This is a genomic window from Petroclostridium sp. X23, from assembly GCF_030013905.1.
Taxonomy (GTDB): domain Bacteria; phylum Bacillota; class Clostridia; order SK-Y3; family SK-Y3; genus X23.
Genome location: NZ_CP124862.1, coordinates 5,111,214 through 5,125,021, shown reverse-complemented (window position 1 = coordinate 5,125,021; position 13,808 = coordinate 5,111,214). Strand labels below are relative to the sequence as shown.

Annotated in this window: 13 protein-coding genes and 1 riboswitch; of the genes, 1 reads left to right on the top strand and 12 read right to left on the bottom strand. The window is 40.0% G+C overall.

Translation table 11 applies throughout. The features are described 5' to 3' along the window. Nucleotides 1-3 precede the first annotated feature (3 nt). The 11 genes from QKW49_RS23990 to QKW49_RS23940 all read right to left on the bottom strand — a co-directional run bounded on the left by QKW49_RS23990 (nucleotide 4) and on the right by QKW49_RS23940 (nucleotide 10,985). Nucleotides 4-684 carry a HesA/MoeB/ThiF family protein gene (locus QKW49_RS23990; RefSeq protein ID WP_282865155.1) on the bottom strand — a complete coding sequence of 227 codons (681 nt, stop codon included), beginning with the start codon at nucleotides 682-684 and terminating at the stop codon, nucleotides 4-6. Nucleotides 685-686: 2 nt separating this feature from the next. After that, complete coding sequence (locus QKW49_RS23985; RefSeq protein WP_282865154.1) at nucleotides 687-911, bottom strand: MoaD/ThiS family protein; 225 nt, start codon at nucleotides 909-911, stop codon at nucleotides 687-689. A 380-nt stretch (nucleotides 912-1,291) separates the two neighbouring features. Continuing rightward, nucleotides 1,292-3,250, bottom strand: a complete 1,959-nt coding sequence (locus QKW49_RS23980; RefSeq protein ID WP_282865153.1) for a sigma 54-interacting transcriptional regulator — start codon at nucleotides 3,248-3,250, stop codon at nucleotides 1,292-1,294. Between the two features lie 117 nt (nucleotides 3,251-3,367). After that, nucleotides 3,368-3,808, bottom strand: coding sequence for an MOSC domain-containing protein (locus tag QKW49_RS23975; RefSeq protein WP_282865152.1), 441 nt, complete (start codon nucleotides 3,806-3,808; stop codon nucleotides 3,368-3,370). 34 nt (nucleotides 3,809-3,842) lie between these two features. Further along, nucleotides 3,843-4,322: a cyclic pyranopterin monophosphate synthase MoaC gene (gene moaC / locus QKW49_RS23970; RefSeq protein WP_282865151.1), complete on the bottom strand. Its 480-nt coding sequence runs from the start codon at nucleotides 4,320-4,322 to the stop codon at nucleotides 3,843-3,845. A gap of 1 nt (nucleotide 4,323) precedes the next feature. Further along, nucleotides 4,324-5,283, bottom strand: coding sequence for a GTP 3',8-cyclase MoaA (moaA, locus tag QKW49_RS23965; RefSeq protein WP_282865150.1), 960 nt, complete (start codon nucleotides 5,281-5,283; stop codon nucleotides 4,324-4,326). A 4-nt stretch (nucleotides 5,284-5,287) separates the two neighbouring features. After that, nucleotides 5,288-7,207: a molybdopterin biosynthesis protein gene (locus tag QKW49_RS23960; RefSeq protein WP_282865149.1), complete on the bottom strand. Its 1,920-nt coding sequence runs from the start codon at nucleotides 7,205-7,207 to the stop codon at nucleotides 5,288-5,290. 55 nt (nucleotides 7,208-7,262) lie between these two features. Beyond that, entirely contained in the window at nucleotides 7,263-8,486 is a 1,224-nt protein-coding gene (glp, locus tag QKW49_RS23955) for a gephyrin-like molybdotransferase Glp (protein ID WP_282865148.1), read from the bottom strand. Nucleotides 8,487-8,492: 6 nt separating this feature from the next. Further along, entirely contained in the window at nucleotides 8,493-9,194 is a 702-nt protein-coding gene (locus QKW49_RS23950; protein ID WP_282865147.1) for an ATP-binding cassette domain-containing protein, read from the bottom strand. Next, nucleotides 9,191-9,880, bottom strand: coding sequence for an ABC transporter permease (locus QKW49_RS23945; RefSeq protein ID WP_282865146.1), 690 nt, complete (start codon nucleotides 9,878-9,880; stop codon nucleotides 9,191-9,193). Before QKW49_RS23945 ends, QKW49_RS23950 begins: the two co-directional genes overlap by 4 nt. 148 nt (nucleotides 9,881-10,028) lie before the next feature. Further along, the gene (locus QKW49_RS23940; protein WP_282865145.1) at nucleotides 10,029-10,985 is read right to left on the bottom strand and encodes a substrate-binding domain-containing protein; all 957 of its coding nucleotides are present in this window, start codon (nucleotides 10,983-10,985) and stop codon (nucleotides 10,029-10,031) included. Further along, nucleotides 10,978-11,099: riboswitch (molybdenum cofactor riboswitch) on the bottom strand. It overlaps the preceding gene by 8 nt. Nucleotides 11,100-11,267: 168 nt before the next feature. On the opposite strand from QKW49_RS23940, the gene QKW49_RS23935 reads away from it, so the two are divergent. Further along, on the top strand, nucleotides 11,268-11,759 hold the full coding sequence (locus QKW49_RS23935) for a MogA/MoaB family molybdenum cofactor biosynthesis protein (protein ID WP_282868229.1): 492 nt from the start codon (nucleotides 11,268-11,270) through the stop codon (nucleotides 11,757-11,759). A 193-nt stretch (nucleotides 11,760-11,952) separates the two neighbouring features. Here the strand turns inward: QKW49_RS23935 and QKW49_RS23930 are convergent, their stop codons facing one another. Continuing rightward, nucleotides 11,953-13,272: an ATP-binding protein gene (locus QKW49_RS23930; protein ID WP_282865144.1), complete on the bottom strand. Its 1,320-nt coding sequence runs from the start codon at nucleotides 13,270-13,272 to the stop codon at nucleotides 11,953-11,955. Between the last annotated feature and the right edge of the window lie 536 nt (nucleotides 13,273-13,808).

Below are 13,808 nucleotides of genomic sequence, written 5' to 3'. Positions count from 1 at the left end.
TGTTTATAAACTCACCACTTCATATTCCTGCCTTAATAAATCTACAAAAAGCACTTTATTTCTCAACAATTCTCCTCTGCCGATCAGCAGCTTTAATGTTTCACTCACTTGAATGGACGCAACAAAGGCCGGCGTAAAGGATGGATTTCCCAATTCTTTTTCAATCCCGTCCGATTTATTTCTTCCATATAGGAATTTCAAGGTTGCATCCCCCGGTAAGACAGTTGTAACTTGTCCGTACCAACCGGCGATAGCACCATGAACCATCGGTATTCCCAACTTTGCAGCCCAATGCTGTAAAAGCAGACGGGTGTCCGTATTATCCACTGCATCTATCACAACATCATTTGCTTTCAAGATTTCAATTGCATTTTCTGCATTAAGCTTTTGGGATACAGGCACTACATTGATCAAAGGGTTCACAGAAAGCATTCTATTCTTTGCGGTTTCGGCTTTGCTCTTTCCAATTACACCGGTATCGGATAGCAACTGTCTGTTCAAATTGCTTTCATCGAATACATCCCCATCTACTGCCGTGATATTTCCTACGCCCAGCCTTCCCAGCATCTCAATCACATATCCTCCGAGCCCTCCGCAGCCTATTACACACACCTTGGAATCCCCGAGCTTCTGAATTTCCGTTTGAGAAAGCATATTCATATTCTTTTGATATCTGCTGTGCATTCTCATCCACCTCCTACCGGTGGAGATAATGAAATGGTGTCACCATGGGAAAGCAGTGTATCAAATTTTCCGTCTCTACCATTGATCAGCAAAATAGCTGCATTCCGTTGTTTTATTCGAATCATTTCCAAAACATTCAGTACTGTAGAACCTTCACTGAATTGATATTCAAGTTCCTTTCCTCTTCCATCTCTAAAAGTGGCAAATAACCTCACCTTTATTTTCATTCCCTATCACCTCCTAAGGGCATACGATGATTCACACTTATTGGTAAGTTCATAGAGGAAATCGGACTTGGGGACTGTCCGAAACCACTGATAAAGTCGGAATTTCTTGAGCAGAAGAAATCAGACTAGGGGACTGGTCTGCTGTCAGGCCTGGTTTTTGGCCGGACTGCGGCCCTGGGCCCCGCCCTTGTGTGATTTCTGACCAATTAAGCACTTTTCCAGTGATTTCGGACTGTCCCTGCTGTTTGACCGTTATGGATTATATTAAGCAAAAACTGTGCCAAAATGAAAAACCCTCTCAAAGAGAGAGAGTTCAATCATTACACGTTGTAATTTTCATTACCGTTCCATTTTTGATCGCTTAGTGATGTATTTTCGTGTTACATATTAGAACATTGATCCATTTCAGAACAGTCGATGCCATAGTTTTGCATCTTCCTATACAAGGTATTCCTGCCTATGCCTAAGGCTTTGGCACTCAAAGTGATATTCCTCTCATATAGACTCAATACTTTTAGTATATGAAGTTTTTCCATGCGTTCTAATTTAAGATCTTCGTCCGGCTCTCCATAAGCAATGATTCCATTAAAATTATTAACGTTTATGTTCGTTTTAGGAGTAACACCCGACCCGCGCTTTTCAAGACTATCGGGAATGGATTCGGTATTGACTATCAATTCAATCAGATTCTCCAATTCTCTTATATTGCCCGGCCATTCGTATTCTAAAAGCTGCTGCATAAATTCCTCCGGAATTTTCACACTTCTTTTATTTAATTTCTTAGTGATTCTATCCATAAAATATTGAATCAACAGAATAATATCCCTTTTTCGCTCCCTTAAAGGAGGCAGCCTGATGGGTAAAACATTCAGCCTGTAAAATAAATCTTTTCGGAAATTTCCTTTCCTGACTTCTTCATTTAAATCCTTGTTAGTAGCTGCAATAACCCTTACATTTACAACAATCTCTTTAATGCTACCTATCCTGCTTACCGTCCCTTCTTCAATGACACGAAGCAACCGGGTTTGCATATCTAACGGCATTTCCCCAATTTCATCAAGAAAAATCGTTCCTCCATCAGCGATTTCAAATTTCCCGGGCTGGCCGCTGGTTTTTGCTCCAGTAAATGCACCCTCTTCATAACCAAATAATTCAGATTCTATTAGGTTTCTGGGTATCGCACCACAGTTCAGGGCTACAAAAGGCTCCTCGCATCTGCTGCTGTAATTGTGTATCGCCTGTGCAAAAAGCTCTTTACCTGTACCGCTTTCACCCATAATTAAAATATTGGATCTGCTGTCTGCGACCTTTTTTGCAAATTCGATCACACGTAAAAAATTCTCGTCTTTGCCTACGATTTTATCAAAAGTGTAAATGGCTTGCCGACCCATAATTTTATTTGCCAGTTTTCTGACTTTTTTGACTTCTTTAAAAAGAAAAATAATATTCCTTATATTTTGCTGCTCGTCAAAGATAGGATACGTACTCAAGTTAAATTGAAGCTTATTTTTCCTCGCGTTAACAAAAACCTCTTCATCTGTTACACTCTTTTTATTGATAACAGCTGCTCTCACCCGGTTCCATCCTTCAAACAGCTCCCATATTTTCATCTTTTTCATTTCATTTTCATCATAGCCAAACATATCGGCCACATAGTGATTAATGGTTACTATATTTCCATCCATGTCAGAGGTGAGTATCCCTGCGATGATAGAGTCTATAACCGTTTCATTATATTTCTTGGCCAAAGACAGCTCGTCGGCATATTTTTTGATTTCCAGCATTTTTTCTATAGCATTTGCGGCAGCTACTACCATTCCAAGGGTATGGGAATGAACATATTCGCTGTAACCGGTTAAATCGAGAGATCCGATGATCTCACCTTCTGCATTCCTGATAGGTGAAGCAGAGCAGGTCCAGCGATGGTAAACCTTGATGTAATGTTCCTTTCCCGATACTTGTACCGGCCTGCCTTCCACCAGTGCCGTCCCCATGGCATTTGTTCCGATATCACGTTCATTCATAGATGCTCCGGAAATCATTTTGAAAGAAAACGCTTCGGATAATATTTCTTCATCTCCGATTACATTCAAAATACAACCTTCTTCATCGGTAAGTATGGAGAAAAAGTTTGACCCTTTTACAAAGTCATATAATTGGTTCATGAAAGGCGCTGCCGTTATAATTAATTCCTGCTTGGCTTCCAGCTTGCTGAAAAGCTCGTTTTCATCAATGATTCTGTTACTGAATACCCGCTCGGTGTCAACATTGTATTTTTTACATCTTTCGTGGGAATTTATGATATAATCCTTTATTTCCGATAACTTGTTTCTGTCCATTTAATACCCTCCCCTCCTTAAAAATATCAATCCGTACTAATAAGTAGGTATATATTTATTATATCATATGATGTGGTGTTATAGCTCAAAGATTCCCATAAAAAACAAAATAATGATTTACTCTGCAGGTATCACGGTGATTTCATCATTTGTGCGTACGATTCCGCCTTTTAAGACTTTTGCAAAAATACCCTCTTTGGGCATGACACAGTCTCCTACCAGTTTAAAAATCGCACATTTTTGATGACATTCTTTTCCGATTTGAGTCACTTCAAAAACAACCCCGTTAATATCGAATTTTGTGCCTATAGGAAGAGTGTATAGTTCTATACCCTCAGTAGTGATATTCTCAGCAAACTTGCCGGTGCATAGACCTTCTACCCCCAATGCCTTAACCTTATCAATACTTTCCTGCCCCAAAAAACTTACCTGCCTATGCCAGTTACCTCCGTGTGCATCTCCTTTGAGTCCGAAATCCACGATAAATTCACCCTCATTTATTGTTGTTTTTGGGATACCTTTCTTCTCACTTATATTGATAGCAGTTACTCTTGCCATAATTCGACCACCTTTTCATTTTATATTTATATGTTTAAACATCCTTTTTTATATATTCACCCGACTTGCCGCCTGTCTTTTTTATCAGCGTGATATCCCCGATTACCATTTCCTTATCTATCGCTTTGCACATATCATAAACTGTCAGTGCAGCAACCGACACTGCAGTAAGTGCCTCCATCTCTATCCCTGTTTTCCAAGCGCATCGTGCAGTTGCAGTAATATCTACGCAGCCCTCCTGCGGATTAGAAGCTAGCTCCACTTTGACAGCATCCAGCGGAACATTATGACACATCGGTATTAATTCCTGCGTTCGCTTTGCGGCCATAATCCCTGCTATTCTTGCGGTTGAAAATACGTCTCCTTTAGGCATACTGCCATCCATAATACTTGCCAGCGTACCGGGTTTCATATATACCTTTCCCGCAGCAACCGCTTCTCTTAAAGTGATGTCTTTTTGTGAGACATCTACCATACGTGCGTTTCCATTTTCATCAATATGCGTAAGACCCATATTATCCTCCAATCATACTCATATTCCTCGCGGAAGAGAAATCTTGTTCAAAATGATGACGCATTGGCTTTTCATAGATAATCCTCTGTATGAATTCATCCAGATGCTCAGGATTATTCCTCAATATTTCCATTACGTCCTCTTCTCCATTGCTTCCAAGGCAGGGTTTTATCTTTCCATCAGAGGTCAATCTGATCCTATTGCAGCGGTCGCAGAATTTATGACTCATAGGACTTATAAAACCTATTTTCCCTTTATATCCTTCAATCGTATAATAGGTAGCAGGATGTCCCTTGGTACTATCTTCACAGAAAATCAGCTCAGGCCGGGCATTGATGATCTCCGAGTTGTAGATGATTTTATCTGAATTTTGCTCACCGTACTTGCCAATGGGCATCAATTCAATAAATCTCACCTCCAAAGGCCTGGCTTTTGCCAACTTTATAAAATCATCAATCTCATCATCGTTAACACCCTTTATCAATACCGTATTGATTTTAACGGGATTCAAGCCCACATCCAGTGCTTTTTCTATACCTTTCAACGTATTCTCAAGCTTTCCTCCCCCGGTAATATATTCAAACTTATCTTCTTTTAATGAGTCCAAACTAATATTCAGCCTATTCAAGCCGGCCTCTTTTAGTTTTTCCGCCATCTTGTCAAGATTTATACCGTTGGTGGTCATCATCAAGTCCTCAATACCATTTATTCCGGCAATCCGTTGGATGATTTCGCATATATCCGCTCTGGTAAGCGGCTCTCCTCCGGTGACCCTTACCTTTTTAATTCCAACCCTGGCCATGGACCTTACAATTTGCTCGATCTCTTCAGGGGTCAGATAACTCGTGTACTCATGGACGCAACCACTCCCCCCCGGAGAACAATATATGCATTTGAGATTACAATTTTGTGTAATAGAAATTCTTAAATACTCGATTTCCCTTCCAAATCTGTCTCTCATATAATTATCCCACCTCCATTTTTCGTATCTCGCCTACATGCTCTACCTTATAGCCGCCCATGCATTCAAGCTGCTGTTTAAACTCTTCCGACTTTAGTATCTGAATAAAATGTTTCACAACCCCGTGCTCCAAGAAACGTTCGGGAATTATAAAATCATATTGCTCTTCGCATACCGGTATAAAGTCCAATCCATAAACTTTTGCCGCAGCATATATTCCCATTCCTACATCCCCACTTCCTGAAGCAACAAGCGCTGCAACCGCCATATGGGTGAATTCTTCCCGGTCATATCCGTAAATATCCTTGGTTGGAATATTACTTTTTCTTAACAGATAATCCAATAAGATTCTTGTGCCCGACCCCTTTTGCCGATTGACATACTTAAGCCCGTCTTTCCCAATATCGTTAAGACCCTTGATATTTTTAGGATTTCCCGGTGCCACCATAAGCCCCTGTACTCTTTTCACTCCATTCAGCAAAACAATGCTCTCATTACCAAGGTATCTTCGTATAAAGCTTGTATTATATTCTCCGGTTTGCTCATCCAATAGATGTATGCCGGCTAAATGCGCTTCCCCTCTCTTGATGGCCATAATCCCCCCCATACTTCCCACGTGTGCGGAGGATAAAAACTTGTCTGCAGCCCTCTTTCTGAGCAAATCCCAAACAATATCAATAAGCGGGTCATGGCTGCCTATCAATACCAACGTATTTCGAATTTCGTTCTCATCTTTCAAGAGCTCAACCTCTATCTCCTGACCCGCTTCATATCCTTCAGAGTTAATAGGGATTTCCAATATCCCGTCCGCTTTTGCAAAGGAGGTCACAACTCCGGCACCACGGTTTAAAGGTGTGGCAATCATCTTTCCGTCAACAATTCCCAACTTGGTCCGTATAAACTCTTTATATTTTAAAGATGATATGATCTTTCTGGAGAGCAATGCTTTAGCCTTTTTTCTGCTACCACAGTGAACATGTGTAAGGCTCTCCAATACTTTCTTAAATAGCTTCTCCATTACGATAATACCTGAAACCGGATATCCTGGTACACCCATGATCGGACGATTGTTGACCACCCCCAAAATAGTGGGTTTGCCCGGCCGTATCGCAATGCCATGTGCGATCACCTTGCCAACTTCACCTATTGCCTTTGAGGAAAAATCCTCTCTTCCTGCCGACGATCCGGCATTAAGGATAACCATATCACACTCGTCAGCTGCTTTTTTAATTGCATTTCTAATTAGGTCTAATTGATCGGGAACAATACCGTAAATTTTAGGAACAGCTCCCCATTCTTTAAGCATTGCTGAAAAAATGGAAGAATTGAATTCGATGATTTCTCCTTCCTTTGGACATCCGGTAGGACTGACAATTTCATCTCCGGTAGGGATGATGCCTACAACCGGCTTTTTCCATGCTTTTATATTTAAAACACCACCGGCAAGCATTGCCCCGATCGCTGCAGGTTCTATTCTTGTATTGGAAGGAAGGATCATTTCGGACGCGCATAAATCTTCACCAATTTGTCTCACATGCTGCCATGGAACCGCAGCATTTAAAAGCTTTATCTTGTCCCCTTCCAATCGGATAACATCTTCAATCATGACAACAGCATCAAAACGATCGGGTAGAGGATCTCCCGTATCGACTCTCTCAAAATCCTTACCTTCAGTGAGTACAACCGGTGTAGTATCGGTGGCTCCGAAAGTATTTTTTGCAAGCAGTGCAATGCCATCCATTGCGCACGCATTGTAATGAGGAGAAGAAATATTGGCATAAACAGCTTGCGCAGTGATCCGTCCCAGGCAGTCCTTCACAGGTACTTCTTCCTCTGCCAGTATCGTTCCTATGGATTGAATGGTATGAATATAATTGTTCAGCGCTTCCTCTAACTCTATATTTTCCAGATATGCGTACTCCATAATTACCTCCCTTGCATCATTTTTGCTATGTTAAAATTTATAAAATCATTCTCTGCTAAACCAGTATGACATCTATTTGAGCACCTTTATTAATTCCTTCACTTCCTCTGCTTATATGAACATAGCCTATAGCAGAAGTCAGCATGGATATCAGCCCTGATTTTCCAAAAACCGGATAAGCATACAACTTGCCGTCCACTTCCTCCAGTTTTACAGGCAAGAATTCCTCTCTACCGTTATTGGAAGGGTAATTACAAACCATTTCCGCTCTGATGGAGGGTTTTAGGGTTTGGTGTTTACCGCTTATTGCATTTAAAAGATGACATACAAAGACATTGAATATTGCATAAGCCGATGCCGGATGCCCTGGAAGACCGACGACCGCCTTATTGCCTACCTTTCCCAAAATGGTAGGTTTCCCCGGCTTCACCGCAATCCCATGAATGAGTACCCCGGGAAGGCCTAATGAATTAATTACTTTGTAGGTTTGATCTTTTATTCCCACTGAACTGCCTCCGGATATTATTACGACATCCGATTGGATCAATGCCTCTTCTACCGTTTGTTTAATACTTTCATAATCATCTTTAATAATCCCGTATCGTTTTGGCGACGCACCATTGCTGATTAATGCGGCATATAGCGCATAAGAGTTTATATCTCTGACTTGCGATCCCGTTGGCTGCTGATAAATATCTATGACTTCATCTCCGGTAGAGATGATACCTACACGGATTTTCCTTTTAACCGGAACTTGCGTATATCCCATTGCAGCCATCATCCCTATATCCTGAGGTCTTAAACAAGTTCCGGCTTTTATCACCGCTTTTCCCGATTTTACATCATCGCCTCTAAACACTACATGATTTCCCGGTGCGGAAGACTTATTTATATAAATATATCCATCATCGAAATTTTCCGTGTACTCTATCATTACCATCGCATCAGCATTGGCCGGCAATTGACCGCCGGTGGGAACATATGTTGATTGTCCCGCCTTAAGAAAAAACAGAGGTTTTTCTCCCATTTTCACCTCACCAATCAATTCCAGCTGCGCCGGGAGTGATTCGGAAGCTCCGAACGTATCGGATGAGATCACCGCGTAACCATCCACCGATGACCGGTCAAATCCCGGTATATCCTCAGGAGCTGTCAAATCAACAGCCGCAATTCTTCCAATCGCCTCCTCGATGCCCACAACCTCATCTTCTAACGGATAATCTGAGAAGTTACTATTAATGATTTGCATCGTATCATTTACACTTTTCACATCAAACATATGCGTCTATATCCTCCAGTTTTTTATAAAATCTTTTGTTTCTTTTTGCTGCGGTGAATGAAATACACTGGAAGGATTGCCCTTCTCTATAATCCTGCCCCGGTACATAAAAATAATTTGATCAGCTATTCGTACCGCCTGGGAAGGATTGTGGGTAGTAAAAACAATGGTTGACCTGCTTTGTTGGTTTACTTTTTTTATATAGTTTTCTATCAGTTCCATCCCTAAGATATCCGTGGCTGATGCAGGCTCATCCAGCAGTACAATGGATTTCCCCAGTACTAAGGTTCTCGCCACGGCTACCCTTTGTGCCTCTCCACCGGAGAGAGAGCGGGCTTTTGCATTGATAAAACTACCCATCCCTACACTATCAAGCGCCTCCTGTGCGCAATCTTTAGCATCACTTTGACTCACACCATGTTTCTGAATACCTAGCATTGCATTTTGCAAAACCGACATATCAAACATATATATGCTTTGCGGCATATATGCGATATGGCTGCTTTGTTCTCTTTCGACGCCATTATAGAGGATTTCACCCTCTCCCCCTCTATCAACGCCTGAAATAATACGGAGCATGGTTGTTTTTCCTGATCCGTTTGGCCCTAGTACAGCATAAATCTTACCACTTTCCAATTCAAGCCTATCTATATCAAGAATAACTTTACTGTTGAATATTCTTTTTACATTAAGCAGTTCTACCTTCATATTCCCTCCTGGATATACTGGATCATCCAATTAATAATAAAAGATATGGCAAGAAGTATAGCTCCTAATGCAAGCGCCTTATCGTAGTTTCCTTTTCCCGTTTCAAGTACGATGGCCGTGGTCATCACCCGGGTATTGTACTGTATATTTCCTCCTACCAGCATGATAGCACCTACTTCTGAAATTGCTCTTCCATAGCCGGCAATTATCGCTGATATAATGGGATATCTGCATTCATGAAACAACATGGCAAGGGTCTTTGTACTTCCAATTCCCAATCCCCTACAAGTTTCCTGAACAGGCCCCACTTTCAGCTTAACTGCTCCAATGGTCAATCCTGTTATAATCGGAACAACAATCACTACTTGGGCGATCACCATCGCACTGGGTGTAAAGAGCAGCTCTAACCTGCCCAGAGGCCCTTTCCGGGATAATAGCAGGTAAACTACCAATCCCGCAACTACAGGCGGGAACCCCATAAATGTGCTAATTAATCTTACCAATATGCTTTTTCCCTTAAATTCCTTGCTGCTGATAAGAATACCGGAAGGAACCGCTAAAACAGCAGAAATTACTGTGCTCATGATGGTTACCATTAGAGAAAGAATGATAATTCCGTATATTTCTTTATCAAATGAAATAATCAGTTTATACGCTTCTAAAAGGCTGTTTAGTATTTCTTTCAATTGTTTTGTACCACCTGTTCCGTTTTATAATAAATATGTGATATCATCCCTATAAAAATATACGCTTTCAAACCGTTATGTCTAGTTTTTAAAAGCGTACTTTATAAGTGCGACCCTTTATCACTTGTTTAAAGGATGCGATCCATCTTTAATTCTTTTTATAATTCACCTTAAATAAACTATCACCATACTTGTCCTTACCAAAGTCATCTATCATTTTTAGTACCTTTTCCGATGTCATCCACTTGGTAAAAGCATCTGCGCCTTCTTTATTTATTCCTTCATGCTTGTCAGGATTTACTTGTATGATGGTATACTGGTTAAACAAGTCATCCGAAGCGTCAACAACAATCTGAAGATCCAATTTATCCTTCATAGACAGATACGTAGCTTTATCGGTGAGGGTATATGCCTTTTTCTCACTTGCCATCGACAATACCGCACCCATACCTTTCCCGGCCGAAATATACCAGTTGTCTGCAGGTTCAATCTTTGTATTCTTCCAGATACTCAACTCTTTTTTATGCGTTCCGGAATCGTCTCCCCTTGATACAAAGTTTGATTTGGTTTGTGATATTTTTTCAAATGTTTGTGCAGCAGTATACTTTTCCCCAGAAGAGTTTAATATACCGGCAGGATCATCCTTCGGCCCTACGATGACAAAGTAGTTGTACATTAATTCAATACGTTCCAACCCAAAGCCATCGGCCACAAACTTTTCCTCAGCACTTTTGGAATGAATCAACAGAACATCTGCATTCCCATCTTCACCGGTTTTAATAGCTTGTCCGGTTCCTTGAGAAATTACTTTAAGGGTTATACCCGTATCCTTCTCGAATTCAGGTCTTAGATAATCCAGCAATCCCGTATCATTTACACTTGTAGTGGTTGCAAGCGTCAATGCTTTTTTTGTTTGATCCTTATTTTCTGTCTCAACAGCTGCTGTTTCTTTGGGTGCATCGGTTTTAGGCGCTGATGTCTCTTTGGTTTCGCCGGCTCCGCAGCCGGTAAAGGAAAATAATAAAATAGAAATAACGACCGCTAAAAAGCTCTTTTTTCGTAGAAAAGATACTACAGAATTAGTTAAATGAATATACTTTGACATGATAATTCCCCCTTTTCAAAATGGAAGGTAAGGCTGTTTCCGGCCTTGCCCTATCGGTCTGGAATCCATTGCACTAAAGCATCAGGCTTTCCAGACTCGGAGTTAATTTGTTACTATTCTATAACTTTTTTAATTGAAAGTCAATCATCTATATACAAATCCAATAACTATTTGATATTTTTTTCACTAACTTTAATGATTTCCATATTTATTAAATCTCTTTATTGTGCTAGAATAATGTTATTATTAATAACAAAAATATACCTTAAAGGAGGTCATCCAATGATAAAAGCCGGTATTATTACCGCAAGTGATAAAGGCTATGCAGGTGAACGAATTGACGAGAGCGGCAAAGTGATCGCAGAGCGTATGGGTGAAATAAATGCGGAAGTTGTTCGTTATATCGTCTCCCCGGATGAACGTGATGTACTATCGTCTCATTTGAAACACATGGCGGATGAATTAAGCATCGACCTAATCTTCACTACAGGTGGCACCGGATTTTCCCCAAGAGATATCACCCCCGAAGCGACATTGGATGTAATAGACCGTCATGTTCCCGGCATCCCCGAGGCGATGAGGGCAAAAAGCCTGGAAATCACCTCCCGGGCCATGCTTTCCAGGGCTGTATCAGGGATCCGTAACAAAACACTTATTATTAACCTGCCAGGTAGTCCAAAGGGAGTCAGTGAATGTCTGGATATCATACTTCCAGTTCTCCCCCATGCCATACAAATTTTAAAAGGTCAAACCGGAGAATGTGCCAGAAAATAGCTTATTAAGAGCTTAGAGATTGCTTCAGAGCGAAAGAAAGGTAACTTCCAAAGTTTCAGAGAAGCGAGTTTTGATGCATTTATCAGGGACATTCCTCCACTAGAGAGAGGTGTGTCCCCTAAACTTAAACGTAAGCAATATAAACGCTTAGACATGAGGTACCAGTTCATAGGATACTATTATAATTCTCAGATTAATTTTGACTATGTTCTTCATCCTTTGGCAATGATATATAAAATGTTGTTCCACCTTTCTTGCCTGACTGAAACCATATTTTTCCCCTATGCAAACAAGTAATCACCTGAAACACCATAAATAGGCCTAAACCCGTTCCACCATCGCGTCTAAAGGTAAATGCATTGAAAATCTCTCCTGTTAGCTCTTTTGGTATACCAGGGCCGGTATCACTAATGGAAATCAAGATATGATCATCCGTTTCTTCAGCCTTCACACTGATTTTCCCTCCATCAGGCATTACTTTAATCGAATTGTCCAGAATATTTTGTATTGCTCGCCTAAACAACTTTTCATAAAGAATTATCTTCGTGCTATTGTCCCCTTTAAATTTAATACTAATATTTTGTTGAATACACACAGGCTCTATATCGCTGATAATTTGTTGAATAACTCTTGATGGACTTCCCTTAGAGGATTGCTGCGGCCTAAAAATGTCCAAAAGGTCTATAAGCATTCGATTTAATAGATCCACTTGGTTGATTATCCTATTAAAATACTCTGAGCCTTTATTGGAATTTGATGTTAGTCTTCCCAATTCACTTAAGCCTCGGATAACAGCAACAGGGTTCTTAAGGTCATGAACTGCTGTGGCAATTAAGTCTGAGGTTGCCATAAGCATTGGCATATTATCTTTAGACATTTCCTTTTCTCTAAAATCAGAAATAGCCTGCTCAATAGAACTCACACACGCCTCAACAATGGTCATGCGTACAGGGTGAGCATGTTTGCTTTCTATTGTAATATTGAGAGCTCCGATAATTTCATTGTCTTTTTTTATGGGTACTCCTAAACAAGCATTATTCTTATATGAGCTAACATAATGTTCGATGCCATATACTAAAACAGGTTTTTGGACAATCAATGCGGTGCCGATACCATTATTACCGATTATTTTCTCATTCCAACTGGATCCCACACATAAACCTGCATCTCTTCCTCCCAGCATATCTGGCGTTCCATTAAGGCAAAGAACCCATCCGTCACTATCGGATAATACTATCAAATGCGGGATACCTGTAAGACTTAAAGAAAGATGCTTCATATACGGTTTCGCTGCCTTTATCAGATAGTCATATGCTTTTAGCTTATCTTTCAGTTCCTGACCTGTCAAAAATGAGCATTTTAATTGATCAGGTTGAATATTCCTCTTCTTGCATCTCTTCCATGCTTCAGCGGTTATAGGCCTTAATGTGGGTCTTCTGTCTACCTCTTGTTTAAAAAGATCCCAATCTTCAATCGGATCAATAACCTTTTGTGTATATTCGATCGGCTTCACTAGCATCCTTCCCCTCTTAATATAAGAATGAATTTGATACGGCGTTCACAGACCTTAAAATCAAATAACTTTTCCATATTATTAATAGCAGTAAATATTTTTGTCATTGGAGCTAATCTTTCAAACAGCAAAAGTAAACATTTTTATTGTTTTATGCTTTAATAAACATAAACGTATTTTTAAAAATATTATATATGAATATTAATGATTTGTCCAAACGTAAAAATCAACGCTTTAATTGAGATAGCATATGTCTTATCCAAGAAATCTACGTACCGAATTCATCCTAAAGCTATTGAATTATCTTATTTCATAGCTCATTTACACTATACTAATAGATATGTTCAAAAGCCGTAAAGAAGGAATAATTAAAAAATTGTTATATTTGATTGTATTAAATAAAATTATCTTACCTAATTTGTTTATTTTTTAACATAACTTTATTGATAATTCCTTTTTAAGTGGTATAATTTACATGTACAAGCTTTTTCTATCGTGGACTCATACATATTTGCCATTATTATTGTATCACAACC